The following is a 26988-nucleotide window of genomic DNA, read 5'->3' on the forward strand; positions in this document are numbered from 1 at the left end:
AATTCACAGAAGTCGTAATATGGCAATACTAAATTTTCAGAAGCCCGATAAAGTTATAATGATTGATTCAACCGATTTCGAAGGGAAATTTGAATTTCGCCCTTTAGAGCCCGGCTATGGATTAACCGTTGGTAACGCTTTAAGAAGAGTGCTTTTATCTTCCTTAGAAGGTTATGCAATTACTTCCATTCGTATAGAAGGCGTAGATCACGAATTCTCCGCTATTCCCGGAGTGGTGGAAGACGTAACAGAAATTATCCTGAACCTTAAACAAGTGAGGTTCAAAAGGCAAATTGATGAAATAGATAACGAAGCCGTTACCATTTCTGTATCTGGAGAAGAACAAATTACTGCCGGTCATTTTCAAAAATTCATTTCAGGCTTTCAAGTCCTAAACCCAGATCAGGTGATCTGTACTGCGGATAAGAAAGTAAACCTGAATATGGAAATGACCATTGAAAAAGGTAGAGGTTATGTTCCGGCCGAAGAAAACAAAAAAGCCAACGCACCTCTTGGAACTATATTTACAGATTCTATTTATACACCAATAAAGAATGTAAAATATAGTATTGAAAACTATCGTGTAGAGCAGAAGACCGATTATGAAAAATTGGTTTTTGAAATCGTAAGCGACGGTTCTATTCATCCAAAAGATGCACTTACGGAAGCTGCAAAGACACTTATCCACCACTTTATGTTATTCTCTGATGAGCGTATTACGCTAGAGGCAGACGAGATAGCACAAACTGAAACTTATGATGAAGAATCTCTTCACATGAGACAGTTGCTAAAAACCAAGTTGGTTGATATGGATCTTTCAGTAAGAGCTTTAAATTGCTTAAAAGCGGCTGAAGTTGATACCCTGGGAGACCTTGTTTCTTACAATAAAAACGACTTGATGAAGTTTAGAAACTTCGGAAAGAAATCTTTGACAGAGCTTGAAGAGTTGGTAAGTAATAAAGGACTTAACTTTGGTATGGACCTTTCAAAATACAAATTAGATAAGGACTAATATATAAGTAGTTTTCCATAAAAGCCGGCAAAAGATCGAGCTTTGGGAAAATGAATTAAGAACAAAACAATGAGACACGGAAAGAAAATTAACCATTTAGGTAGAAAGACCGCTCACAGAAAGTCTATGCTAGCCAATATGGCCTGCTCACTTATTGAGCACAAGAGAATCAATACTACCGTAGCAAAAGCAAAAGCTTTGAAAGTTTTTGTAGAGCCGTTGGTAACTAAGTCTAAAGAAGATACTACTCACAACCGTAGGTTGGTATTTAGTAAACTTCGTCAAAAGGAAGCTGTAGCCGAATTGTTTCGTGAGGTAGCTCCTAAAGTTGGTGACCGCCCGGGTGGATACACAAGGGTAATTAAATTGGGTAACCGACTTGGAGATAACGCCGATATGGCCCTTATCGAGTTAGTTGATTACAACGAAACTTATAACCTTGACAAGCCAGAGAAGAAAAAATCTACACGTAGAGCCGGTAGAAAGAAATCTTCAGAAGCTACTGCTCCAAAAGCAGAAGGAAAGACAGAAGAGAAATCTTCAGAAAATAAAGAGGATAAAAAAGAGGAATAGAAATGAATCTTTTAACAATCTAGTTTTTAAAAAGGATAAACTCTCGGGGTTTATCCTTTTTTTATATAATCTAACGAAATTATTACTTCCGCCGGGGCGGAAAATTACACACAGCAAACACATCTAGGATTACTATGAAATATCAAACTCGAAAAAAAGCCATTATCTTACTTGAAGACGGTACCATTTTTCACGGCAAGGCTGTAGGAAACAAAGACGGCAAGGCCGTGGGTGAAGTTTGTTTTAATACCGGTATGACCGGGTATCAGGAGATTTTTACAGATCCTTCTTATTACGGTCAACTTATGGTTACCACAAATACGCATATTGGTAATTACGGTACGCTGGCCGAAGAAAGTGAAGCCGATAAAACAAAAATAGCCGGCCTTATTTGTAAAAACTTTAGTTATACACATTCACGTCCTGCTGCCGATAAATCGCTTCAGGATTTTTTGGACGATAGTAATTTATTTGCCATTTCTGATGTAGATACAAGAGCGCTTGTAACTTATATTAGAGAAAATGGTGCAATGAACGCTATTATTTCTACCGATGTAGATAATATAGAAGGTTTAAAGAAAGAACTTGCTGAAGTACCGGATATGAATGGACTGGAATTGGCTTCTAAAGTTTCTACTAAAGAACCTTATTATTTTGGTAATGAAAATGCCACCTATAAGATAGCAGCACTTGATGTTGGAATTAAAAAGAACATTCTTCGCAACTTTGAAAAACGCGATGTGTATGTAAAAGTTTTTCCATACAACGCAACTTATGAAGAAATGAGTGCCTGGAACCCCGATGGTTATTTTCTGTCTAATGGTCCCGGAGATCCGCAACCACTTGAAAGCGCGATTAATCTTACTAAAACTATTTTAGAAAAAGATCATCCATTATTTGGTATTTGTTTGGGGCACCAAATTATTGCAATAGCGAATGGAATAAAAACTTATAAAATGCATCACGGTCACCGGGGTATAAATCACCCTGTTAAAAATCTTAAGACCGGAAAAGGTGAAATTACCTCTCAAAACCACGGTTTCTCTGTAGATAGAGCCGATACAGAGGCTAACAGTGAAGTGGAAATTACCCATATTTGCTTAAATGATGATACAGTTGGTGGAATAGCAATGAAAAATAAAAATTGTTTTTCGGTTCAATACCATCCAGAAGCAAGTCCGGGTCCACACGATGCTAGCTATTTGTTTGATGAGTTTATGGATAGGATAAAAGGAGCAAAAGCTTAGATTTTTTTAAAAATAATTGATTTTAAAGCCCGAAATTTAAACATTTCGGGCTTTTGTTTTGGTGAAAATAAATATATGTTATATTCGACCTCATTTTTATCAGAAATCATCAATGAAAAAATTACTATTACTTAGCTTTTGCTTATGCTCTCTTTTATCTATCAATGCACAAGATCAAGCTTCGGTTGAAGATGGTCTTTTATCAGTAAATATTTTAACACCGGGCGTTGAATATGAATACGGACTTACAAGTTCTACAACCTTAGATCTAAGGTTAGGTTCTGCCTTCGCTTATTGGAAGAATACTTATTTTGGTGAAAATTTTGGTATTTACCCAATACTTGGTATTCAATATCGCTATTATTACAATCTAGAAAAACGTTTGGATAAAGGAAAAAAATTTAAAGAATAATAGTGCTAATTATATCGCTTTAAGCGGGGCTGTGCAATCTGGAAAGCCTATTATTGGTAACTTAGAATATAATGAAGCTTATTTTGGAGCCGTAGGTCCGGTTTGGGGTTTGCAGCGTTATTATAATAGTGGTTTTAAATTAGATCTAAATTTAGGAGGAGGCTATAGTTTTAATGAATCTGGGGAATCCTATTTTTCGCTATTAATTGGAATTAGACTTGGGTGGCTTCTTTCAAATTAATTCCCGCCGGCATTTTATTAGCGTGTGTTTTGAAATTCAGGCTTAAAAAGAATTTTTTTATTGAAATTTTGAAACGTAGAATCATGTAGATTTTAAATTTCAAGATTTTTAGTAATACTATTTAGAAGCTTGAATATAAGAAGGTCTTAGTTTATAAATAAGTAAGAAATAAGTGCATTTCCTGAGATTCTTTTAGACACTTTCTTTTAGAAAACCATTTCGTGTTTTCATAATGTTATAAATGCTTTAAAACTACCTGTTTCACTCGCTATTTTAGCCTTCAATTTGTATCTTGCATTCAAATCAATTAACTAATTAAAGAAGACTATGAGTGTAATAATAAATATTCACGCCCGTCAGATTTTCGATTCAAGAGGAAATCCAACTGTAGAAGTAGATGTTTTAACTGAAAATGGAATTTTAGGAAGAGCAGCGGTACCTTCTGGGGCCTCTACGGGTGAACACGAAGCAGTAGAACTTCGTGATGGTGGCGATAATTATATGGGGAAAGGCGTTACTAAGGCCGTTGAGAATGTAAATGATGTAATTGCTGAAGAATTATTGGGTTACTCTGTATTTGAACAAAACCTTATAGATAAAGCAATGATAGAAATAGATGGTACTCCAAATAAAGCAAAACTTGGAGCAAACGCTATTTTGGGGGTTTCTCTTGCTGTGGCCAAAGCTGCTGCCAACGAACTTGGCTTGCCATTGTACCGCTATATTGGTGGCGTAAGTGCTAATACACTTCCTGTTCCAATGATGAATATTATTAATGGTGGGTCTCATAGTGATGCTCCAATTGCATTTCAGGAATTTATGATTATGCCGGTGAAAGCTGAAAGCTTTTCGCACGCATTAAAAATGGGAACTGAAATTTTCCATCATCTTAAAAAAGTATTGCATGACCGTGGTTTAAGCACTGCCGTTGGAGATGAAGGTGGTTTTGCACCAACTTTAGATGGTACCGAAGATGCTTTAGACACTATTCTTAAGGCTATTGAAAATGCCGGTTACAAGGGTGGAGACGAAGTTATGATTGCATTAGATTGTGCTGCCGCTGAATTCTATGAAAATGGAAAATACGATTATAAGAAGTTTGAAGGTGAAGGTGGAAAAATAAGATCTAGCGAGGAGCAGGCAGAATATCTAGCCGAGCTTTCTGCTAAATATCCTATTATTTCTATTGAAGATGGAATGGATGAAAACGACTGGGATGGTTGGAAAGCCCTAACCGATAAAATTGGTGATAAGGTTCAATTGGTTGGTGACGATCTTTTTGTAACTAATGTTGAAAGACTTTCTAGAGGAATTGAAGAAGGTATCGCTAACTCTATTCTTATTAAAGTAAATCAAATTGGAACGCTTACAGAAACTATTGCAGCCGTAAATATGGCGCATAACGCTGGCTTTACTTCTGTAATGTCGCACCGTTCTGGTGAAACCGAAGATAATACCATTGCCGATCTTGCTGTTGCACTTAATACAGGCCAAATTAAAACCGGTTCAGCTTCAAGAAGTGACCGTATGGCAAAATACAATCAGTTAATTAGAATTGAGGAAGAATTGGGGGAAGTTGCCTATTTCCCAAAGCGAAAAGCTTTTAAAATCTAATTATCAATTTGCGATAAATATAAGATCCCTTTTGAAGAAAATTCAAAAGGGATTTTTTTTGAAGTTAATTCAGCAATAAATCCCGTTTATTCACGTGTTTCAATTAAAATCTTATGTACGCTTAACGCTAAATTAACAGTATATTTCTTAAATTAGCAACTCTCGAAAATTAGTTGAATTAAAGTATATAAAATTAAGATATGTCAAAAGCGACGATTGAAATAAATGGGAAAAAATATGAATTCCCAATTGTAGAAGGAACCGAAAATGAACAGGGAATAGATATAAAAAAATTGCGTGCAGAAGCAGGTGTTATTACCCTGGATCGTGGGTATAAAAACACCGGTAGCTGCGAAAGTGCCATTACATTTTTAAATGGAGAAGAAGGTGTGCTTCGTTACAGGGGGTATCCTATTGAAGCTCTTGCAGAAAAAGCTGATTTCCTGGAAGTAGCTTATTTACTTATTTTCGGGGAGTTGCCAACTAAGACGCAGTTAGATAAATTTTATGCCGATATTAAGGAAGAGTCTGCAGTAGACGAAGAGATGAAGAAAATTCTTGACGGTTTTCCTAAATCGGCGCACCCAATGGGCGTACTTTCTTCTTTAACAAGTGCACTTATTGCCTTTAATCCATCTTCTGTAAATGTAGAGTCTGAAGAAGATATGTACAAGGCAATAGTGAAAATTTTGGGTAAATTTCCGGTTCTTGCAGCCTGGACACTTAGAAAGAAAAATAGCCTTCCGTTAAATTATGGTGACGATACTTTAGGTTATGTAGAAAATCTACATAAAATGATGTTCGAAAAACCGGGGAAAAGTTACAGCGTAGACAAAGCAGTTATAGATGCATTAGATAAATTATTAATTCTACATGCAGACCATGAGCAAAATTGCTCTACTTCTACAGTAAGAATGGTGGGTTCTTCGCACGCCGGACTTTTTGCTTCAATTTCAGCAGGAATTTCTGCACTTTGGGGACCACTTCACGGTGGGGCTAACCAGGCAGTTATAGAAATGCTGGAAAGAATTAAAGAGGATGGTGGCGATACTAAGAAATTTATGGCAAAAGCTAAAGATAAAGAAGATCCTTTCCGTCTAATGGGCTTTGGTCACCGTGTTTATAAAAACTTCGATCCTAGAGCTAAAATTATTAAAAAATCGGCCGATGAAGTACTTGGGCAACTTGGTGTAGATGATCCTGTTTTGGATATTGCCAAAGGGCTTGAAAAAGAAGCATTGGAAGATCAATACTTTGTGGATAGAAAACTTTATCCAAACGTAGATTTCTATTCAGGAATTATTTATAGGGCACTAGGTATTCCAGTAGAAATGTTTACTGTAATGTTTGCACTTGGTAGACTTCCTGGATGGATCGCACAATGGAGGGAAATGAGGTTAATGAAAGAACCTATTGGTAGACCGCGCCAAATTTATACCGGAGCAAATTTACGCGAATTTAAAGCAGTAGAAGAAAGGTAGAAAATATCTTTTTTTATTAATAAATCTTGAAAAAGCTTCATCATCGTATGAAGCTTTTTCTATATTTGATAAAAATTTACTTGTGAAATTGAATATCAATAATGAGACTTCACGGCTTAGAGCTGTGGTTTTGGGTACAGCTGAAAGCAATGGTCCCGAACCTTCTTTAGAAGAAGCTTACGATCCAAAATCAGCCGAATTCATCAGGATGGGAACCTATCCCAGGGAGGAGGATATGATAGAGGAAATGGAGGCTGTCGCTAAAATTCTGGAGAAATATAAAGTACAGGTATTTAGGCCCAAAGTAATAAAAGATTATAATCAAATTTTTACTCGGGATATTGCTTTTGTGATCGAGGATAAGTTTATAAAGTCTAATATTCTACCAGATAGGGAGCAGGAAATTGAAGCCATTAGTCACGTTATTCAGCAAATAGATCCTTCTAAAGTACTGCAGTTACCCGAAGAAGCTCATATAGAAGGTGGTGATGTGATGCCTTTGGGAGATTATATTCTTGTAGGTACCTATCGTGGTGCAGATTATAAAGATTATATCACTGCACGTACCAATGTGCAAGCGGTAGAAGCTTTACAGGAGTTGTTTCCTAATAAAAAAGTGGTTTCCTTTAACTTGAGGAAATCAAATACAGAACCCAGGGATAATGCTTTGCATTTAGATTGTTGCTTTCAACCTGTAGGTAAGGGAAAAGCAATTATTCATAGAAATGGTTTCTTGGAAGAAGAGGAATATAACTGGTTGGTAAATCTCTTTGGGAAAGAAAACGTTTTTGAGATTACCCGGGAGGAGATGTATTATATGAATTCCAATATTTTTTCTATAGATGAAGATATTGTGATTTCAGAAAAAAACTTTACAAGATTAAATACTTGGTTAAGAGAGCAGGGTATTACAGTTGAAGAAGTGCCTTACGCTGAAATTTCTAAACAGGAAGGACTTTTGCGTTGTTCCACTTTACCTTTAATTAGAGAATAGCATAATGAGACAGATTACAGATACAATTTTAATGGTGCGTCCGGTGGCGTTTAGAATGAACGAGCAAACTGCGGTAAATAATTATTTTCAAAAGGACTTAACAGCCGATAATGTAAACGAACGCGCCCAAAAAGAGTTTGATGAATTTGTTATAAAACTTAAAAATGTAGGGGTAAATGTGATTTTGGTAAACGATAAGTTGGAAGACGATACACCAGATTCTATTTTCCCAAACAACTGGGTTTCTTTTCATGAAAATGGAGATATAGGGCTATATCCTATGTTTGCAGAAAACCGCAGAAAAGAACGCCGATTGGAATATTTTGCCAAACTTGAAGAGGAAGGTTTTAAAATAAAAAATATAGTAGACTATACCGAAGCCGAAGAACACGATGTCTTTTTGGAAGGAACCGGAAGCTTATTGCTGGATAGGAAGAACCGTAAAGCTTACTGTGCATTATCGGCGCGTGCAGACGAAGATTTACTGATAGAATTTTGTGAAGATTTTGAGTTTACACCGGTTATTTTTAATGCCAATCAAAGTGTAGATGGAAAAAGAAAAGCAATCTATCACACAAATGTTATGATGTGCCTGGCCGAAAACTTTGCCGTAATCTGCCTTGATAGCATAGACGATAAGAAGGAGCGAAAAAATGTACTGAAGCATTTAAATGAGGATGGGAAAGAAGTTATCGCAATTTCTGAAGCACAAATGCACGAGTTTGCCGGCAATATGCTCCAGGTACAGGGTACAGATGATAAATTTCTGGTAATGAGTGCGAGGGCACACAAGAGCTTAAATCAGGAGCAAATAGAGAAAATAGAAAAGCATTGCAAGATTTTAAGCAGTGATCTTCATGTGATAGAAACTTGCGGTGGAGGCAGTGCCCGCTGTATGATGGCCGAGGTTTTTTTACCAAAATCTTAGTCTCACATATTTTTTAGATAAAATAATTAAAGATTTCGTTAAGCTGAACCTGTCTGTTCGTTCAGGCGGGTAGGTTCAGGTTGATGATTCTGAAGTTTCTTTCCTTTTTTTCTTGAATCTGATGATTGACAAAAGGAGCGAGGGGAGTTCAGAAATGGCCGTGGGTCGAAGAGGTTTTGAAGATACGGTTCGTCAAGCTGAATTCATTTTCAGCTTCTAACATAATCAAAATGTTCACATCTTATATCTCCGAATAAATTTCGGAGCAGGCTCTGAAATAATTTCAGGATGACGATAGGGGAAATTAGTGCTTCCTGAATAACTCCCTTAAAAATAAAATCATAATCCCGGCCGTAAAAAATGCAAAGGGAAGGGAGCTAATAATTAAAAACTTTTGCATTGCGGTTAGTACATTGCTATTGGGTTTAATATTTCCAAGAATAATAATCGCTTGCGAAAAAATAAGGATTAAAATAGCCCAAATTAACCTGAATTTCTTCCTGGGATGCTCCCTGCCTTTATCGCTAAACATGCTTAAAACATAAATAGCCAAATCTACCGAAGTAACCAAAAAACTAATTAGTAATAGTATACTGAGCATATTTGTGAAGTTGGAAAGTGGGAAGGCTTCAAAAAAGCGAAATAAGGAGGTGAAAACATTATCAAACTCCCCTCTATAGGGATCCATACTTCCTATTAAATCGAATGAAGTCGAACCAAAAACGCTAAACCAAAAAAAACTTCCCAGCGATGGGATAAGCAAAACCCCCAAAATCATCTCACGAATACTTCTTCCTTTTGAAATTCTGGCGATAAAAATCCCGGTAAAAGGAGCCCAGGCCAACCAAAAAGCCCAGTAGTAATACGTCCATTCGGTTAGAAATTCTTTCCCTGGATTATAGTTGCCCAGGGCTAAACTAAGCGGAATAAAATCTATAATATACTTGGATAGAGATTCAAAAAAGCGGTTAAAAACAGTAAGGATATCTGCCTGTAAAAAGACAAAAAGCATAAGTATGGTTGTGATGTAAATATTCCAGTTGGAGATACGTTTTATACCCTTTTTAATTCCGGCAAATGCCGAAATAAATGCTGCCAAACAAACTATAAAAACTAATAAAATGATAAGCCAAAGCGTACCTGAAGGGCTGGAGCTTAGGTGGCTAATACCTCCTTCAATCTGGGTAGTGCCTAAGCCAATTGCAGCTACCAGTCCAAAAACAGTAGTTAGAATAGTGAGTAGGTTTATGCTTTCTGGTAGGTATTTTATCTTTTTGAACTGCGGTAAACTACTGCCTAATAATATATTCGATTTTTTAACAAATAGGGAATAGGCAATTAGAAGTGCGAAAATACCATAGAAGGCCCAGGCAGTAAAACCCCATTGATAATAGGTGTATTCCAGAGCGATAACTTCGGCACTAGAATCTGTGCTTATGGGGCTGTTTAGAAACATAAAAACCGGTTCCTGTACCGCTCGCAATAAAATCCCTGAACCCATCCCGGCGCTGTATAGCATGGCAATCCAGGAAAGCCTGTTGAATTCCGGTTTTGAACTTCCCAGTTTTATATTTCCAAATTTCGAAAAGGCAATATAAATTAGGAACACAACACATAATAATCCAAGCCAAAGGTAGAAGCCTCCAAAGATTTCACGAACCCAAATAGCGCCAGCTTCTATAAGTTCGTAGAAAAATTCGGTAAAAGAGAAAATGTAGAGTGCTGTAAAAAATAAGATTCCTGCTGCGATATAAAGCAAAGGGTTTTTTAAAAATGACCTGGAAATTTGCTTCAAAATTTGCTGCTGTTCAGTTTATATTGGTTTTTTCAAATGTAAAGCATTGAGAGAGATTAAGCTATTTGCTTTTTAGATTCACCTTTGGCAATTTTGTTTAGCATTCCTTCAAAAATAAAGTAATGAAATGGATACATAGCATACCAATACAAGCGACCCCAAATACCTTTTGGCCTAAATGTAGCGGTTTGGTGTAGTACATTTTTTTTGTCTATGCAAAACTCCAGCCAGGCTTCGCCGGGAACTTTCATTTCAGCAAAAAGCAAAAGCCTTCTTTCTTCTTTATCGGCTAAAAGTACACGCCAGAAATCTAAAGAATCTCCGGAGGCTATCTTATTTGGATGGGTTCTTCCGCGGCGCAAGCCTACTCCTCCAAAGAGTTTATCTATATAACCACGAAATTTCCATAGCCAGTTGCCATAATACCAGCCTGTTAGTCCGCCAATAGCCCAAATGCGTTCCAGCACTTCTTCGGGATTTTCGACCTTGACCGATTGTTTGTCTAAGAGGCAACCATATTTTGGAACCTGTATATATTTGTTCAATTCTTTATTAAAGCGGCCGCTGCTTAACGAATCCTTCCAACTGGAAATAACCTGATTTTGCTCAATTTTATAAAAAGCAAGTTTTATGGCTTCTGTATAGGAAATGGTTTCAATCTTTAAAATATCCTGTAAGCGAGTGTCGTTGGTAATTACCTCTACACTCATACTGTCTACAAGATTTTGAGCCAGTTTATACGAGGTTGAAGTTACAAAATATAACCAGTAAGAAGAAAGTTTTGGAGACATAACAGGTACGCCTATAATCCAAAGCTTTAAATTTCTAACTTCGGCATATTTTAGCATCATTTCTTTGTAGGTGAGTACATCGGGGCCGCCAACATCAAAAGATTGGTTATAGCATTCTTCTTTGCCAATTACTCCGGTGAGGAATTTAATAATGTCGCGAATAGAAATAGGCTGGCATTTGGTCTCAACCCATTTTGGGGTGATCATTACCGGTAATTTCTCACAGAGGTCTCTTATAATTTCAAAAGAAGAACTTCCTGAACCTACAATAATTGCAGCCCTTAAAACAGTGAGTTTAAAACTACCGCTATATAAAATTTCTTCTACTTTTTTTCTTGATTCTAAATGTTTGGAAAGTTTCTCGGTGTTGATAATACCACTTAAGTAAATAACCTGGTTTACTGAAGTGCCTTCCATTATTTTATTGAAATTTTGGGCTGCTGTTGCTTCCTGGCTATCAAAATCTTTGGTAGATCCGCTCATAGAGTGAATCAGGTAGTAAGCTACATCAATATTCCTGATTTTTTCCGGAGCTTTTTTATCTTTTAAAAAATCGAGTTCTACAATTTCAACTTTTTCCAGAAGCTCCTGGTTGGAAGTAAAGCGATTTTTGTTACGAACAGCACAAACTACTTGGTGACCCTGTTCCAAAAGTTCAGGGAGCAAGCGCATTCCAATATAACCATTAGCACCTGTAAGAAGAATTCTCATAGAAAAATTTTAAGCTTAAAATACCAATTAAATTAGTACTTTTCGGGGAGATTAGTAAAACTTTATAAAATGAATAACGTACTTAAAATAGTGCTCCTTATAATTGGGGTTGGAATGATTGGGTATGGAGTATATAGACTAATAACACCCGAATTTGCTATTGATGCTGGCCCATTGCAGGTTGAAGCTCACGGCGACAATACCCAGTCTTATGCCATGATTGGTTTCGGGATTTTAGCACTCATTGGCGGACTTGCTTTCGGGAAGCGATAATACTATTTAAAAGCATCGCTCAACACCAATATTACCGAGGAGCTTATGTATTCAATCCCAATGGCAATCACAATAAAGCCAATGATTCGGGAAATAGCATTAATGCCCGAAGCGCCTAGCATTTTTACAATATAGTGAGAACTTCGTAATACAAGAAAGGTTGCTAAGCAAACGCCAAGAATGGCTAGTACAGCAATAAGTTTTTGAGAAATTACGGTGTAATCTTCATACATGCCAATTAGTAGAGAAATGGATCCTGGTCCTGCCAACATGGGTATTGCCAGAGGGGTAAGCGAAACATTATTTCTTTGAAAAGCATCGTTTTTTACTCTTTCTTTTTCCATTCCTTTATGTTTGGAAAAAGAGCCGGTGAGCAAAGCGAATCCCGAAGTTACGATAATAAGTCCCCCGGCAATTCTTAGAGATTCAATACTAATCCCAAAAAAATGTAAGATATATCTCCCAATAAAAAACGAAATCAAAAGAATCACAAAAACATTAATAGCGGTAAGTAGTGAAGTTTTTGATTGTTCTTTTGCAGAATATTCTCGGGTGAGCCCTACAAAAATTGGCACGGTTCCCAGTGGGTTCATCACAGAGAAGAGTGCGGCAAAAGCATAAATAAATAATTCCATTAATTTTTTTTGCAAAATTGCAACAGCAATAGCTTTTAAAAATTATGAAGAGTTTACGCTTAGATTATAAAAATGAGAGTTGCCGAGAACCGCTTGTAAATTTATAGTTAAAGATCTTCAATTTGCGTAGGGGCGTTATCTGATTTGTAGTCTAAAATCTTTTTAAAATACTTGTGTATAGCGGGTGTGTTTGCTTTTACCTTAATCTTAGAATGATCTTTATAAATAGAGTATTCTTCGGCTTTTCCTTTGTAAAGATGTAGCTTATAATAAGGAATTACAAGGGCGTAGGTCTCTAACAGAGATCTAAACATTACTATAATCCCTTTTGGTCGCATTTCAACATTACAGGTATTGGCATTATTATCTAAAACCAATAGGTTATGAATATCAATGCTGGTATCGGTAATATGCAGTTTTGGTGAGCCTGTGCCGTTTAACTTCATACGATCAAGCAGCGTAAACGGCCTGCCAACTTCATTATCGATTTTTTCTTTGGTTTTGCTTCGGTTATAAGAGATATTTAATAACATAGCTTTTTGTTTAAAGATAAGTAAATTACTTCGGGACATGATCAGGAAGCATTAAGAAAAAATAGTTTACAATTTTAAGACAAGTCCCGGTGTCCCGATAACTATAGGGATTAATCTCGATTATCGAGTAAATTATAGGCAAAAGCCTATTTTCTGTTATCTTTGCAGCGCTTAAAACAATAAATAAAAGTAAAAGATGACAATCCAAAGTACCCTCGCTAACCACGTAAAAGCTGCCGTTAAAAAGGCTTATGATGTTGAAATCGAAAATTTTGAATTTCAACCTACGCGCAAGGATTTTGAAGGCGATATCACTTTGGTTACTTTTCCAATGTTAAAGACGCTTAGAACGAATCCCGTTAAACTTGGCGAAGAAATTGGAACTTATCTAACTGAAAATGTTAGCGAAGTTTCAGGTTTTAATGTGGTAAAAGGTTTTCTGAATATTGTTTTGAGCGATGCCTATTTCCTGGAGTTTTTCAACGGAATGAAAGACAGGGAAGATTTTGGAATACTACCCCCAGCCGAAGATGCTAAGGGTATTATGGTGGAATATTCTTCTCCAAATACCAATAAACCCCTACACTTAGGTCATATTAGAAATATTCTTTTAGGATTTTCTGTGGCTGAAATTTTAAGCGCTGCCGGAAATAAATCTTACAAAACCCAGATTATTAACGATAGGGGGATTCATATCTGTAAGTCTATGTTGGCATGGGAGCGCTTTGGAAATGGTGAAACACCGGAGTCTACAGGCTTAAAAGGGGATAAGTTGGTAGGGAATTACTATGTGAAATTTGACCAGGAGTATAAAAAAGAGGTTGCCGAATTAATGGAGACCAAAGGAATTTCTGAAGAAGCGGCGAAAGCTGAGGCGCCAATTTTGGTTGAAGCCAAACAAATGTTGTTGAAGTGGGAAGCCGGTGATTCTGAAGTGGTGGCCCTTTGGGAAAAAATGAACCAATGGGTGTATCAGGGGTTTGAAAAAACCTATGATTCGCTGGGCGTGGATTTCGATAAAAATTATTACGAAAGCGACACCTATCTTTTAGGGAAAGATGTGGTAAACCAGGGGCTTGAAAAAGGAGTGTTCTATAAAAAAGAAGATGGGAGTGTATGGATAGATCTTACCGATGAAGGCCTTGATGAGAAAATTGTATTGCGCAGCGACGGAACCGCGGTTTATATGACGCAGGATATTGGTACCGCCATTCAACGCGTGAAAGATTTTGATATTAGCGGAATGGTTTATACCGTGGGTAACGAACAGGATTATCATTTTAAAGTCTTGTTTTTAATTCTGAAAAAACTTGGATTTGACTGGGCAGATTACCTTTATCATTTAAGTTATGGCATGGTAGATTTACCTAGCGGAAAAATGAAAAGTAGGGAAGGAACCGTGGTAGATGCCGACGACCTTATTGCCGAAATGGCCGAAACTGCCAAAAATATTTCTGAAGAATTAGGGAAATTAGATGGTTATACCGAGCTTGAAAAAGAGGAACTCTACAAAATTATAGGCCTGGGGGCATTAAAATATTATATTCTAAAGGTAGATCCTAAAAAGAGAATTCTTTTTAACCCTGAAGAATCGGTAGATTTTCAGGGAAATACCGGCCCATTTATTCAGTATACCTATGCCAGAATTCAATCTATAATTAGAAAAGCCGATTTCGATTTTAAAAAACCGGTGGAAGATGCTTATAAATTTCACGAAAAAGAACGTTCGCTAATAAAACAACTTCAGTTGTACCCTGAAACTATTCAACTGGCGGCAGAAAATCATAGTCCGGCTTTAATTGCCAATTATACCTACGAGCTAGTAAAAGAATTCAATTCATTTTATCAAAATATAACCATTTTGGGAACCGAAGATATCACCGAGAAAACTTTAAGGGTACAATTGGCCAATAGCGTAGGCAGTGTTATAAAATCTTCGTTTGGTTTATTAGGAATACAGGTGCCAGAACGTATGTAGGTTTAAATTAAGGAATATTGAATTGGAATGAAATAAAAAGTTTTCACTTCAGGCTCAAATCATTAAATTTGCAATTCCTTCTAAAAAGAGGAATTAGAACTTCGTAGGAAAATAGAAGTTAGTTGAAAAAGTTTTAAATTTCGAGGGAGGCCTCGGTAGAATTATACCCTTTTTGGGATTAAATCACAGGAAAAATTATGTTTGATAATTTAAGCGATAAGTTAGATAATGCCTTACACGTTTTAAAAGGCCACGGCCAGATTACCGAGGTAAACGTTGCCGAAACTCTAAAAGAAGTAAGACGTGCTTTGGTAGATGCCGATGTGAATTATAAAATAGCTAAAGACTTTACCAATACCGTAAAGAAAAAGGCTCTGGGCCAAAACGTATTAACTGCCCTCAAGCCCGGCCAGATGATGGTAAAATTGGTAAAAGACGAGCTTACCGAGTTAATGGGTGGGGAAGCCGAAGGCATTAACCTTTCGGGAAATCCTTCTGTGATTCTAATGTCTGGTTTACAGGGTAGTGGTAAAACCACTTTTTCTGGTAAACTCGCTAACTTTCTTAAAAATAAAAAGACTAAAAAGCCTTTGTTGGTGGCTTGTGATGTATACCGTCCCGCGGCCATTAATCAGTTGCATGTGGTTGGAGAGCAGGTTGGTGTTGAGGTATTTTCAGACGAAGGAAATCAGGATCCGGTAGCTATTTCTAAAGCTGCTATTGCACACGCTAAAGAAAATGGCCATAATGTCGTAATTATAGATACCGCCGGTCGTTTAGCTGTAGATGAAGCGATGATGACCGAAATCTCGAATATTCACCAGGCCATAGAACCGCACGAAACTTTATTCGTGGTAGACTCCATGACAGGGCAGGATGCGGTTAATACCGCAAAAACTTTTAATGAGAGACTTAATTTTGATGGGGTTATCCTTACAAAATTAGATGGTGATACTCGTGGTGGTGCAGCCATATCCATTAAATCTGTAGTTAATAAGCCTATTAAATTTATTGGTACCGGAGAAAAGATGGATGCCTTAGATGTGTTCTATCCAGACCGTATGGCCGACAGGATTTTGGGGATGGGGGATGTGGTTTCCCTTGTGGAGCGTGCCCAGGAGCAATACGATGAAGAAGAAGCGAGAAAACTTCAGAAGAAAATTGCCAAAAACCAGTTTGGTTTTGATGATTTCCTAAAGCAACTACAGCAAATTAAGAAAATGGGGTCTATGAAAGACCTTATGGGAATGATTCCGGGAGCAGGAAAGATGCTTAAAGATGTAGATATTGATGATGATGCCTTTAAAGGAATTGAAGCGATAATCCACTCCATGACCCCTGAAGAAAGAAGTAATCCAAAAATTATAAATTCCAGCCGAAAGAAACGAATTAGTAAAGGTTCGGGAACCTCGGTCCAGGAAGTAAACCAGCTGTTAAAACAATTTAACCAGATGGGAAAAATGATGAAGATGATGCAAGGCGGTGGAGGCCGGAAGATGATGCAAATGATGAAGGGAATGAAATAGTTTGCAGTACGTAAGTTTGCAGTTAGCAGTAAAATGAGTTTTAAAACCTTATACGCATATCAAAAAGCTTTTGATTTAGCAATGGAAGTTTTTAAGCTTTCCAAAAGTTTTCCCTCGGAAGAAAGATTTGCTCTGAGCAATCAAATTGTACGATCATCTAGAAGTGTTTGTTCTGCAATTGCTGAGGCTTATCGAAAAAGAGAATATCCTAAATATTTTACAAATAAACTTACAGATGCCGATTCTGAAAATGCCGAGACACAACTATGGCTTGATTTTGCAGAAGCTTGTGAGTATTTATCAACGAATCGCAAATTAGTTTTGCAAACTCAAAGCGAGGAGGTCGGGAGATTAATAAATTATATGAAAAATAACCCTGGTAAATTTGGAGTCGACACCTGACTGCTAACTGCCAACTAAAGTACTGCTAACTAAGATGACTATATTAGACGGAAAAAAGACCAGTAACGATATTAAGAATGAAATCGCTGCTGAGGTTGAGAAAATTAAAAAAAGAGGGGAAAAGGTACCTCATTTGGCTGCGATTATTGTAGGAAACGACGGGGCCAGCCTAACCTATGTTAATGCCAAAGTAAAATCCTGTAAAAGAGTTGGATTTGAATCTTCTTTATATAGGTTGCCAAATACTGTAAGTGAGCTGGAACTTTTAGATAAGATCGAAGAGTTAAATCAGAATGACGATATAGACGGATTTATTGTACAGCTTCCTTTGCCTCCACAAATAGATACCCAAAAAGTATTAAATGCTGTAGACCCCGATAAAGATGTAGACGGTTTTCATCCTACCAATTTTGGGAAAATGGCCCTGGATATGACTTCCTTTATCCCTGCGACCCCTTTTGGAATTTTAGAACTGTTAGAGCGCTACGATATTCCAACAAAAGGAAAGCATACTGTGGTTATTGGTAGAAGTTATATTGTGGGGAGACCTATGAGTATTTTAATGGGAAGAAGCGGTTTTCCAGGAAATTCAACAGTTACCTTAACGCACGAATTCACTAAAAATATTACCCAAATCACTTCCCAGGCCGATATTATTATTATCGCTGTTGGAATTCCCGATTTCCTAAAGGCTGAAATGATTAAAGATGATGCTGTTATTATTGATGTGGGAATAACCAGGGTGCCAGATGAAGAAGCTGAAAAAGGCTACGTGATAAAAGGAGATGTAGATTTTGAAAATGTAAGTAAGCGTGCTTCATACATCACACCTGTGCCGGGTGGAGTAGGACCAATGACGGTTTCTATGCTGCTTAAAAATACTTTACTGGCTACCGAACGCCATAAAAAAAGAGCTAAGGAAAAAAGTATGTTGAATAAATAACCTATTAGGTACCAGACTAAAAAAATCCTATTGAGCCTGAAATTTGAATTTAGGCTTGATAGGATTTTTTAGTTATTTAAAGCCGGGAAATTAAGCTTCCTCAAGTTTCCAATCTAAATACTTATGAAGGTCGGTTTCAATAAATCTCAATGCCACGGTTAAAACGGCAAAATCGTCTACATAGCCAAGTCCGGGGATAAAATCTGGCATTAAATCTAAAGGGTTTAAGACATATAAAAGCGCAAAAACTATAGAAGCAATTGTAAACCAGGGTACATTTTTATATGCACCTTTTCTATAATCCTGAAGCATTCCAAACATTAATTTACCAAGTTCTGTATACTTTCTTAGTGTACTGGCATTTACAATTTTATCTTCTATTTTCTCCTGATTTTTTGCTGCTAACTCTACATCTCCATCTTTTACCTGCGCAACACCTTTCTTTAAGTATTCCTCATCAATCTCTTGCTTCTTTTTACTGAACATATTCATAATTCTTCATTTTGTTGATTAGTAGTTGTTTTAAAGTCTGTCATTAGAATTGCCATACTCCTTTTTGTAAATTTTCAGAATTAATAAAAACAAGGAGATAAGCAATGGTCCAAAAATTAATCCAATAAAACCAAAAAGCGGTACTCCAACAATAACTCCAAATAAAGTAATTAAAGGATGTACCGCAGCGAGTCTGTCTAAGATGTACAGTCTAATTAAATTATCGGTAGAACCCACAACCACAAAGCCATATATTAACATAGCAATAGCCTGCCAATTATCGCTCTGAGCCATTAAAAGTATTACTACGGGAATAATTCCTATAGCGGTTCCAATAAATGGAATCATAGATCCTATAGCCGTTATTACAAACCAAAAGAAAGGATCTGGTACTCCCAAAATTAAATAGCCAATAAGGGCTATAACTCCCTGAAAAATTGCCACAAGTGGAATTCCCAGTGCATTAGACCTTACAAGTTGATCGCTTTCCTTACCTATTATTTGTAGGTTTTCATTACCTAGGGGAATGTAAGAAATAAGAGAAGATTTCATAGAGTCCCTTTTTGTGAGCATATAATAAAGCATAAAGTACATAATACCTATTGCGATAAATGCATTAAAAGTGCCACCTGCCAAACTTTGCAGATTTCCAGACATCCAATTGGTGACCGAAGCGGTATCTATAGAATCGCTTAAACTATAGCCAATATAGGTTTCGGCTTCTACTAGTTGATCTTTTATGGCCCTAATTACCCTTTCTGAATTAGCTACTGCTTTACTTATTTTCGAAGAAAGCATAATTACAATCAAAGAAATGGGAACAAGAATTCCTATAAAGGAACCTGCCATTAAAAGTGATGCAGCTACCGTAGGGCTCCAGCCCCTGGCTATTAATTTTTTCATCCAGTTCCGTAAAAGAACATATAGGGTAATGGCTCCCAAAACCCCGGATAGGTATGGAATAATTTCTTTAAAAATTAAAACCGCTAAAAATAAGATGAGCATTAGTACAAAAATTTGGCGTACCAGTGCCGGTTTTAATCTATTCATATTTTTATAGTTGGTTGGTTATTTTGCAAATAATTGATCTTTATTTTTAAAGGCTTTAAATTCTAAGGCATTCCCACAAGGATCTTTAAAAAACATGGTGGCCTGTTCGCCTACCTGCCCTTGAAAACGAATATAGGGTTCAATTTCAAATTCAAGGCTTTTAGATCTTAATAAGTTGGCAAACTCCTCAAATACATCCCATTCCAGGACTACGCCAAAATGGGGTATTGGAACATCTTTCCCATCAACAGGATTACTATGTGCTTTTTCAATCTCTTCTTTTGGTTTGTAATGAATCACCAATTGGTGACCGAAAAAATTGAAATCTACCCAGTGATAGCTGCTTCGGCCTTCGCCGCAACCAAGGGTTTCTTTATAAAATTTTCTGGCTTTTTGTAAATCTGAGACCGGTATGGCTAAATGAAACGGCTGCACCCTCATAAATTGTTACTTTTTAATGTAGACAAAGACATAACTAAAGTTAACAAGTAATCTTAACATGCAGGTAAGCTATTCCGCTAATAATGTGTTAAGATTTATTTTTTTCTAAAACGAATATTTCTTTTTCCAGACTTATTGGTCGTTCCCGATTCTGCTGTTTTGCTAGATTCATTAACCATTTTATTGATGGTAGCTAGCTCTTCCTGGGTGAGGTCACGGTATGCACCAACCGGAACATCCAGGTTTACATTCATAATCCTAATGCGTTTAAGAGCGGTCACTTCATAACCTAAAAATTCGCACATTCTACGAATTTGTCTGTTTAGCCCCTGGGTAAGTATAATCCTGAATTCATTCTTTCCCAACTTTTCTACTTCGCATTTTTTGGTTCGGGTGCCTAAAATGGGAATACCATTCCCCATTCTTCTAATGAAGTCTGAAGTAATTGGTTTATTTACCGATACGATATACTCCTTTTCATGATTGTTTTTGGCGCGCAAAATTTTATTGACAATATCCCCATCGTTGGTGAGAAAGATAAGTCCCTCACTAGGCTTATCTAATCGGCCAATAGGAAAAATTCTTTTTGGATAATTTATAAAATCAATAATGTTATCCTTTTCCACACGGGTATCTGTAGTACAAACAATACCTATGGGTTTATTAAAAGCCAGGTATACATTAGGCTCTTTTTTTGCTGCTTCCGATACCGCTTTTCCATCAACTTTTACCAAATCGCCGGGGGCAATTTTGGTTCCCATTTCCGGTACATTGCCATTAATGGTTATCCGGCCCTGATCTATTAGTTTGTCGGCGGCACGGCGGGAGCAATAGCCTATTTCGCTTAAATACTTATTTATTCGGGTGAGCTTTTGTTCAGACATAAAATGAATTCTGAGGTAAAGATAAGGTGAAAGCCGATGGTTTCAAAGTTTTAGGTTCCAGGTTAAGAATTCAAAATCATTGTTGTTCGGTAAAGAATTAAGATCGCTGCGCTGATATAACCAGGAAAAAGACTTGAATGTAGCTATCTGATAACCAGCGTTAAATGATTTCTTGTATTTGGTGAGAGCATTATTTTCCAAAAAAATAGGAGGTTCCAAAATTGTAAAAAAAGCATAAAATGATCCTCTAATCTAGATAAATAGAGGTCATAAAAGTTTTTACCGGGCATTAGTGATTCAAAATATAACAATTTGACAGTCGTAGTTTTTATTAGGTAAAACCAAAAAAGCCAAGAATCCACTAATCATAAATAATATTCGTGTATTGGTGGCAGTTTTTTTTAAGCTGTAAACTTTGCTCTAATATGTCAGGATTATCGTTTTTCAAAACTCTTGCGCCACTTGTCTATTTAGGCAGATTTGTAGTAGGTCCCGCAATTTCAAAAGCAGGTCAGCCGGCATTTCGATCCCGATTTTTCAATCGCTCCAACAAATTAACGACAGATTGCCGCATGCTTCGTCCTTGTAATAAACCTAAAAAAGGCAACTATATTCAGGCAAGGTCAAACCCCAAACCCCAAACCTCAAACAACAAACCCAAAACAACAGATTATCGCAGAGCCTTTTTTCTCATTAAAACGCATAGAAATAAGAATCATCAAAAAAATATCAGAGGGTACAGGCAACCTTTTGTAACTTTCCTGCGTCTATATAGATAGAGGGCCTTTTTAATTAAGAAATCGGGTGAAAGTAATTCAACTTTTTAAGAGCGAATCTCAACTAATAAAACGCGCGGCTAAAAAAGACCGTAAGGCGCAGCGCCAATTATATGAGTTGCATTCGGGAAAAATGCTAAGTATTTGCCGGCAATATGTTAAAGATATACATCACGCCGAAGAAGTGATGCTTAACGGATTTCTTAAAGTATTAATCCATCTTAAAGATTTTGAATCTAAAGGAAGTTTTGAAGGCTGGATACGTAAAATAATGGTTCGGGAGTCAATTTCTTTTCTTCGGTCACAAAAGAAAATTGTTTTTAGTGATGAAGAAATTGCCGATCCTGGTTTTTATGCGGAAATGAATACAGAACTTAATGTTGCACATATTCAAAACCTTATAGACAATTTACCCGAAGGCTATAGGATGGTTTTTGTATTGTATGCGGTAGAAGGATATAAACACGCTGAAATTGCAAAAATGTTGAAGGTTACCGAAGGAACTTCAAAGTCGCAATTATCTAAGGCGAGAAAAATGTTGCAGGAACAGTTAAAAACACAAAACACATCGGATTATGGAATCAAATAAATTCGAAAGATCAGTAAGGGAAAAACTGGAAAAAAGGCAAATTACTCCTTCTGCCCAAAGTTGGGAGAAGCTGGATGCAAAGTTAGATGCCAAAAAGAATGGAAATTCCCGGGCAGTTTGGAAATATATTGCCGCGGCAGTTGCCGTTTTATTGGTTGCCGGTACTTTTCTTTGGAACGGGGAAGTTTCAGATACTCCCCAAATTGTAGAGGAACCGGTAAATGAGAATATTCAAAAACCGGAAGTAAAACAAGAATTTACACAAGAACAAAATTCCAGTATAGCTTCTGAAGAAAACAAAAAAAAGGAAGAGAGTTCAGTTAAAAAAGCGGTAGGAAATAGAGATGCCGATAAAACTGAAGCGATAGTAAAAAACGAAAATTCTTTCAAAGACACGGTTTCAAAAGAAATCGCTGTTGAAGAACTAGTTGTGTTGGAAGAAATAAGCCTGGAACCGCCAATTTCTGAAGAAAAAATTTTTCAATCTAAACTTGAAGAAGTAATTGCTGAAGCCGCTAACAATGATAAAATTTCTGAGGATGAAGTTGATGTGTTATTGGCAGAAGCGGCATCAGAATTAAGTAGAGAAAGGAATTTAAAATCATATACTTCTACCAACACTATAAATGCGAATGCGCTTTTAGCCGAAGTAGAAGATGAGATATACCAGTCTTTTAAAGCCAAAGTTTTTGAGGTCTTAAAAGAAGGTTATCTCAAGGCAAAAACGGCGGTTGCCAACAGAAATTATTAATAACCATCTAAAAATTCCCACAAACGGGTCATTCATCAAACTTTAAAATCAATTATCATGAAAACAATTATTTTTTACGTGTCATTTTCGTTGTTCAGCTTAGGTTTACAACAAGTTAATGCCCAGGAAGAAGCGCCAAAAGCAGTAGAGCTTTCTTCAGAAGAAAGAGCAAAAGAGTTTTTTGAAAAAGAAAAGGCCAAAATTGTAACCGAAGAGAAAGAAAAGCTCAAAAACCAAATAGAAATTGTTAACGAGCAGTTGGAAAACGGTATAATCACTCAAGAAGCGGCCGAAAAGAAAAAGAAGGAATTAGCTGAAAAGCACGCTAAAAATATTGAAAACAAAATTGCCATTTTAGAAAACGAAATGGAATTAAGGGATAGAAATGCCGATTCTTCTGGAAGTTATATTGCTTTTGGAAGTAAGGGAAAAGCTGTTGATATTAATATAAATACTAAAAAATACGATAAACGTACCACCAGTGATTTGGTAGTGGCCGCCGGATTTAATAATGCTTTAGAAGAAGGGCAGTCTTTAAATGATTCAGATTTTAAATTGGCAGGAAGCCGTTTTTTCGAAATTGGTTGGGCCTGGAAAACGCGGGTTTTTAAGGAAACCAACTGGTTGCGATTTCGCTACGGACTTTCATTTCAATTCAACGGTTTAAAGCCTACCGATAACCGTATTTTTGTAGAAGACGGAGACCAAACCTATTTGCAGGAATTCTCACTGGACCTGGATAAATCTAAATTTAGAATGGATAACCTGGTAGTTCCTGTCCATTTTGAAATAGGCCCCTCTAAGAGAACAGAAACCGAAAGTAGATTGCATTTTTCAACTTATAAAATGCTAAAGATTGGTTTTGGTGGCTATGCCGGGTTTAATATTGGGGAACGTCAAAAACTAAAGTTTAAGGAAGATGGCGATAAGGTAAAAGAGAAACTAAAGAATAATTATAACACCAATGATTTAGTCTATGGTGTAAGTGCTTACCTGGGCTGGGGTGGTGCCACACTCTATGGAAAATACGATCTAAACCCTATATTTCAGGATCCCAACCGGGAATTACACAATTTTTCTTTAGGACTTAGGTTTGATGTTGATTAGCCAATTTTAAATTGTAATTTTGTCCTCCGAAGAAAGTGGGAGTCTGAAAAGTTTTTAAAATCGTCATCCTGAATTTATTTCAGAGCTTGCTCCTAAATTTATTCGGAGATATAAAATACTGATAATCAAATAATATTAGAAGCTGAAACAAGTTCAGCTTGACGAACCTAAACTTTTTAAGCAACCTCTCTAAAGGTTTAAATAAGACCGTTTTGATCTCAAAAACTACCATAGATAACGTATTTGAAACCGCCCGGGTAGAGGAGGTTATTGGTGATTTTGTTCAGCTTAAAAAATCGGGTTCAAACTTTAAAGGTTTAAGTCCGTTTAGTGATGAGCGTACGCCTAGTTTTATGGTCTCACCGGTAAAACAAATCTGGAAGGATTTCTCTAGTGGAAAAGGAGGGAATGTGGTGGCCTTTTTAATGGAGCATGAGCATTTTACCTATCCTGAAGCCATAAAATACCTAGCCAAAAAATATGGGATTGAGATCGAGGAAACCCAGCAAAGCGACGAGCAAAAACAGCAAGCCGATGAGCGGGAAAGTATGTACCTGGTTTCAGAATTTGCCAATAAACATTTTCAGAAAAATCTACATAAAACCGATTTAGGAAAAGCTATTGGGTTAAGCTACTTTAAAGAACGGGGCTTTACTTTAGAAACGATCAAAAAATTTGAGCTGGGTTATTCGTTAGACGAATGGGACGATTTTACCAAAGAAGCCCTCGCCGAAGCTTATAAACTGGAGTACCTTGAAAAAACAGGCCTTACTATTGTAAAGGGTGAAAAGCAATTTGACCGCTTTAAAGGAAGGGTTATGTTTCCAATTCACTCTATGTCTGGTCGGGTGTTAGGGTTTGGGGGGAGAATTCTTAGCAGTGAAAAAAAAGCTGCCAAATATCTCAATTCACCCGAAAGTGATATTTACCATAAGAGTAAGGTTTTATATGGTATAAATTTTGCCAAACAGGCCATTGCTAAAGAAGACAACTGCTTTCTGGTTGAAGGTTATACCGATGTGATTCAGTTTCACCAAAGTGGGATTGAGAATGTGGTGTCGTCTTCAGGAACTGCTTTAACACCAGAGCAAATAAGGTTAATTAACAGGCTAACTAAAAATATTACCGTTCTATTTGATGGCGATGCCGCCGGGATAAGAGCTTCGCTTCGAGGAATAGACTTAATCCTTGAACAGGGAATGAATGTTAGGGTTTGTACTTTTCCGGAGGGAGAAGATCCCGATAGTTTTGCGAAAAATAATTCAGAGGAAGCTTTAGCTGAATATCTGAAGGAGAATGCCCGTGATTTTATTAGCTATAAGGCGTCTTTGCTTATGGAAGAAGCAAAGAAAGATCCGGTTAAAAAGGCAGCATTAATAAGGGATATTGTGAGTAGTATTTCTAAAATTCCAGATACTATTCAACAGGAAGTTTATTTACAGGAATGTTCAAGAATAATGGATATTTCTGAAAACGTATTGTTTTCCAGCCTTGCACAATTAAATGCAAAAAGCGGAAGAACTTCTCCGCAGCAAAAGCAACAGAAAAAATCTTTTGATGTAGTAAAAGAAGAGGCGCAACCTAAAACTTCCCGTGTAGACGAACAATATGAACTTGAGAAAAAGATTATTAGTCTTTTATTGCAATATGGTACTGTAGAAGAAGAGTTTGAAGACCTGGTGCTAAAAGAAAAAGAAGATGGGGAGTTTGGCCTGGAAAAGGAAATACAGAAAACCAGGGTGTTTGAGAAGATATTCCTGGATTTACAGGAAGATGAAATTGCTTTTGCCAATCCTAAATTCAGGGATATTTATACCCAATTGATTGCCCGGCTAAACAGTGAAGAAAAATTTGAGGTCAGGAATTTTATCAATGATATAGACCCCGATCAGGCTTCAGAGATCACTTCAATTTTAATGGAAGAAGAGCAATACAAGTTGCACGAATGGGAAAGGCAAAATATTTTTGTAAAAGCAAAAACTGAAACTATTTCAAGACACGTTAGCGAAACCATTCTTTCTTTACGCAGGTTTTTAATAAATCAAAAAATTAACGAGCTTTCCGAAAAGGTGAAAACTCCATCCGAAGAGCAACAAACCGAGCATATATTAGAAGATGTAAAGGATTATTTGACTTTAAAGAAAGTGCTTTCAGAAAAACTGAACCGCGTTATGTAGTGTTTATTTGTAATAGGCGCGAACGTGTAATAAGATCTGCCACATTATCTACCTGTAATTTTTTTAGCAATCTGGTTTTATAAGTACTTACTGTTTTTTCGTTTATGGAAAGGGCTTCCGCGATATCTTTATTTCGTTTGCCGGCAGAGATAAGATTTAAAACTTCAGATTCTCTAGTGGAAAGTTTCTTAAATTTTGCAATTAAATTTCTTCCGGGCGATATACCTGCATTCAGCTTATCGGTAATTTTTTTGTTGAGGTAAATGCCGCCTCTTGCTACCTGGTAAATGGCTTTTTCAAGTTCATCGGGTTTTGCCATTTTAGAGATATAACCTGCTGCTCCCGCTTTAATAGCACTTAATGCATAAACCTCTTCAGGATGCCCGGTAAAAACAAGCATTTTCACTTTGGTATAGTCAGTTTTTATGGTACGAAGAGCATTTATGCCATTAATTTCGGGAAGGTCTATTTCAATAATCAAAACATCGGGTTGGCGCTCGCTTAAAAAACCATATAATTCCATTCCGCTATGAACATTACCCACAACTTCAAGAGCCGGATTGTTTCTTAAAATATACCGAATCCCCTGATGCACCACAGGATGATGATCTGCAATTAATACTGTGCTCATA

At 36.8% G+C, this 26988-nt stretch carries 27 protein-coding genes; 18 read left to right on the forward strand and 9 right to left on the reverse strand.

Going from position 1 to position 26988, the window contains the following annotated elements; translation table 11 throughout:
• The first annotated feature begins 19 nt into the window (after positions 1 to 19).
• The 9 genes from GUB10_RS04960 (at position 20) to ctlX (ending at position 8502) form a co-directional block, all read left to right on the forward strand.
• Positions 20 to 1012, forward strand: a complete 993-nt coding sequence (locus tag GUB10_RS04960) for a DNA-directed RNA polymerase subunit alpha (protein ID WP_075324936.1) — start codon at positions 20 to 22, stop codon at positions 1010 to 1012.
• Positions 1013 to 1081: 69 nt separating this feature from the next.
• Positions 1082 to 1585 (forward strand): 50S ribosomal protein L17, encoded by a 504-nt coding sequence (rplQ, locus tag GUB10_RS04965; protein WP_193710332.1) that lies wholly within the window; start codon positions 1082 to 1084, stop codon positions 1583 to 1585.
• 134 nt (positions 1586 to 1719) lie between these two features.
• On the forward strand, positions 1720 to 2832 hold the full coding sequence (carA, locus tag GUB10_RS04970) for a glutamine-hydrolyzing carbamoyl-phosphate synthase small subunit (RefSeq protein ID WP_193710333.1): 1113 nt from the start codon (positions 1720 to 1722) through the stop codon (positions 2830 to 2832).
• A gap of 112 nt (positions 2833 to 2944) precedes the next feature.
• Positions 2945 to 3244: a hypothetical protein gene (locus tag GUB10_RS04975; RefSeq protein ID WP_193710334.1), complete on the forward strand. Its 300-nt coding sequence runs from the start codon at positions 2945 to 2947 to the stop codon at positions 3242 to 3244.
• A gap of 31 nt (positions 3245 to 3275) precedes the next feature.
• Complete coding sequence (locus GUB10_RS04980; protein WP_193710335.1) at positions 3276 to 3485, forward strand: hypothetical protein; 210 nt, start codon at positions 3276 to 3278, stop codon at positions 3483 to 3485.
• Between the two features lie 327 nt (positions 3486 to 3812).
• On the forward strand, positions 3813 to 5099 hold the full coding sequence (gene eno / locus GUB10_RS04985) for a phosphopyruvate hydratase (protein ID WP_193710336.1): 1287 nt from the start codon (positions 3813 to 3815) through the stop codon (positions 5097 to 5099).
• 200 nt (positions 5100 to 5299) lie between these two features.
• Positions 5300 to 6580, forward strand: a complete 1281-nt coding sequence (locus tag GUB10_RS04990) for a citrate synthase (RefSeq protein WP_193710337.1) — start codon at positions 5300 to 5302, stop codon at positions 6578 to 6580.
• 82 nt (positions 6581 to 6662) lie between these two features.
• Positions 6663 to 7574 (forward strand): arginine deiminase family protein, encoded by a 912-nt coding sequence (locus tag GUB10_RS04995; RefSeq protein WP_193710338.1) that lies wholly within the window; start codon positions 6663 to 6665, stop codon positions 7572 to 7574.
• Between the two features lie 4 nt (positions 7575 to 7578).
• Entirely contained in the window at positions 7579 to 8502 is a 924-nt protein-coding gene (ctlX, locus tag GUB10_RS05000; protein ID WP_193710339.1) for a citrulline utilization hydrolase CtlX, read from the forward strand.
• Between the two features lie 304 nt (positions 8503 to 8806).
• On the opposite strand, the gene GUB10_RS05005 is transcribed toward ctlX, so the two are convergent.
• A complete protein-coding gene (locus GUB10_RS05005) occupies positions 8807 to 10297 on the reverse strand; it encodes a BCCT family transporter (protein WP_227740304.1) in 1491 nt (496 codons plus the stop codon).
• 56 nt (positions 10298 to 10353) lie between these two features.
• The gene (locus tag GUB10_RS05010) at positions 10354 to 11799 is read right to left on the reverse strand and encodes an SDR family oxidoreductase (protein WP_193710340.1); all 1446 of its coding nucleotides are present in this window, start codon (positions 11797 to 11799) and stop codon (positions 10354 to 10356) included.
• A 69-nt stretch (positions 11800 to 11868) separates the two neighbouring features.
• Here GUB10_RS05010 and GUB10_RS05015 point away from each other — a divergent pair, with 69 nt between their 5' ends.
• Positions 11869 to 12072, forward strand: coding sequence for a hypothetical protein (locus GUB10_RS05015; protein WP_193710341.1), 204 nt, complete (start codon positions 11869 to 11871; stop codon positions 12070 to 12072).
• 2 nt (positions 12073 to 12074) lie between these two features.
• On the opposite strand, the gene GUB10_RS05020 is transcribed toward GUB10_RS05015, so the two are convergent.
• Entirely contained in the window at positions 12075 to 12707 is a 633-nt protein-coding gene (locus GUB10_RS05020; RefSeq protein ID WP_193710342.1) for a MarC family NAAT transporter, read from the reverse strand.
• Between the two features lie 107 nt (positions 12708 to 12814).
• Positions 12815 to 13240: a hypothetical protein gene (locus GUB10_RS05025; RefSeq protein WP_193710343.1), complete on the reverse strand. Its 426-nt coding sequence runs from the start codon at positions 13238 to 13240 to the stop codon at positions 12815 to 12817.
• Between the two features lie 196 nt (positions 13241 to 13436).
• Between GUB10_RS05025 and argS the strand changes: the two genes are divergently transcribed.
• From argS to GUB10_RS05045, 4 genes are all read left to right on the forward strand, one after another.
• A complete protein-coding gene (argS, locus tag GUB10_RS05030; protein ID WP_193710344.1) occupies positions 13437 to 15218 on the forward strand; it encodes an arginine--tRNA ligase in 1782 nt (593 codons plus the stop codon).
• Positions 15219 to 15415: 197 nt separating this feature from the next.
• Positions 15416 to 16744, forward strand: a complete 1329-nt coding sequence (gene ffh / locus GUB10_RS05035; RefSeq protein ID WP_193710345.1) for a signal recognition particle protein — start codon at positions 15416 to 15418, stop codon at positions 16742 to 16744.
• Between the two features lie 33 nt (positions 16745 to 16777).
• The gene (locus GUB10_RS05040) at positions 16778 to 17146 is read left to right on the forward strand and encodes a four helix bundle protein (protein ID WP_193710346.1); all 369 of its coding nucleotides are present in this window, start codon (positions 16778 to 16780) and stop codon (positions 17144 to 17146) included.
• A 34-nt stretch (positions 17147 to 17180) separates the two neighbouring features.
• Positions 17181 to 18089 (forward strand): bifunctional 5,10-methylenetetrahydrofolate dehydrogenase/5,10-methenyltetrahydrofolate cyclohydrolase, encoded by a 909-nt coding sequence (locus GUB10_RS05045; RefSeq protein WP_193710347.1) that lies wholly within the window; start codon positions 17181 to 17183, stop codon positions 18087 to 18089.
• Between the two features lie 90 nt (positions 18090 to 18179).
• On the opposite strand, the gene GUB10_RS05050 is transcribed toward GUB10_RS05045, so the two are convergent.
• The 4 genes from GUB10_RS05050 to rluF all read right to left on the reverse strand — a co-directional run bounded on the left by GUB10_RS05050 (position 18180) and on the right by rluF (position 20956).
• Positions 18180 to 18581, reverse strand: coding sequence for a YkvA family protein (locus tag GUB10_RS05050; RefSeq protein ID WP_317191837.1), 402 nt, complete (start codon positions 18579 to 18581; stop codon positions 18180 to 18182).
• A gap of 30 nt (positions 18582 to 18611) precedes the next feature.
• A complete protein-coding gene (locus GUB10_RS05055; RefSeq protein WP_193710348.1) occupies positions 18612 to 19631 on the reverse strand; it encodes an AI-2E family transporter in 1020 nt (339 codons plus the stop codon).
• A gap of 18 nt (positions 19632 to 19649) precedes the next feature.
• Complete coding sequence (locus GUB10_RS05060; protein ID WP_193710349.1) at positions 19650 to 20072, reverse strand: VOC family protein; 423 nt, start codon at positions 20070 to 20072, stop codon at positions 19650 to 19652.
• A 95-nt stretch (positions 20073 to 20167) separates the two neighbouring features.
• Positions 20168 to 20956, reverse strand: a complete 789-nt coding sequence (gene rluF, locus GUB10_RS05065; RefSeq protein ID WP_193710350.1) for a 23S rRNA pseudouridine(2604) synthase RluF — start codon at positions 20954 to 20956, stop codon at positions 20168 to 20170.
• An 804-nt stretch (positions 20957 to 21760) separates the two neighbouring features.
• On the opposite strand from rluF, the gene GUB10_RS05070 reads away from it, so the two are divergent.
• The 4 genes from GUB10_RS05070 to dnaG all read left to right on the forward strand — a co-directional run bounded on the left by GUB10_RS05070 (position 21761) and on the right by dnaG (position 26356).
• Positions 21761 to 22321: an RNA polymerase sigma factor gene (locus GUB10_RS05070; protein WP_193710351.1), complete on the forward strand. Its 561-nt coding sequence runs from the start codon at positions 21761 to 21763 to the stop codon at positions 22319 to 22321.
• Positions 22308 to 23072 (forward strand): hypothetical protein, encoded by a 765-nt coding sequence (locus GUB10_RS05075; RefSeq protein WP_193710352.1) that lies wholly within the window; start codon positions 22308 to 22310, stop codon positions 23070 to 23072. Before GUB10_RS05070 ends, GUB10_RS05075 begins: the two co-directional genes overlap by 14 nt.
• A 57-nt stretch (positions 23073 to 23129) precedes the next feature.
• Entirely contained in the window at positions 23130 to 24179 is a 1050-nt protein-coding gene (locus tag GUB10_RS05080) for a hypothetical protein (RefSeq protein ID WP_193710353.1), read from the forward strand.
• A 212-nt stretch (positions 24180 to 24391) separates the two neighbouring features.
• Entirely contained in the window at positions 24392 to 26356 is a 1965-nt protein-coding gene (gene dnaG, locus GUB10_RS05085) for a DNA primase (protein WP_193710617.1), read from the forward strand.
• Here dnaG and GUB10_RS05090 read toward each other — a convergent pair.
• Entirely contained in the window at positions 26349 to 26987 is a 639-nt protein-coding gene (locus tag GUB10_RS05090; RefSeq protein WP_193710354.1) for a response regulator transcription factor, read from the reverse strand. The two genes, dnaG and GUB10_RS05090, sit on opposite strands and share 8 nt — an antisense overlap.
• Position 26988 lies beyond the last annotated feature (1 nt).

The sequence above is a fragment of the Salegentibacter sp. BLCTC genome, from assembly GCF_015143665.1.
GTDB lineage: Bacteria > Bacteroidota > Bacteroidia > Flavobacteriales > Flavobacteriaceae > Salegentibacter > Salegentibacter maritimus.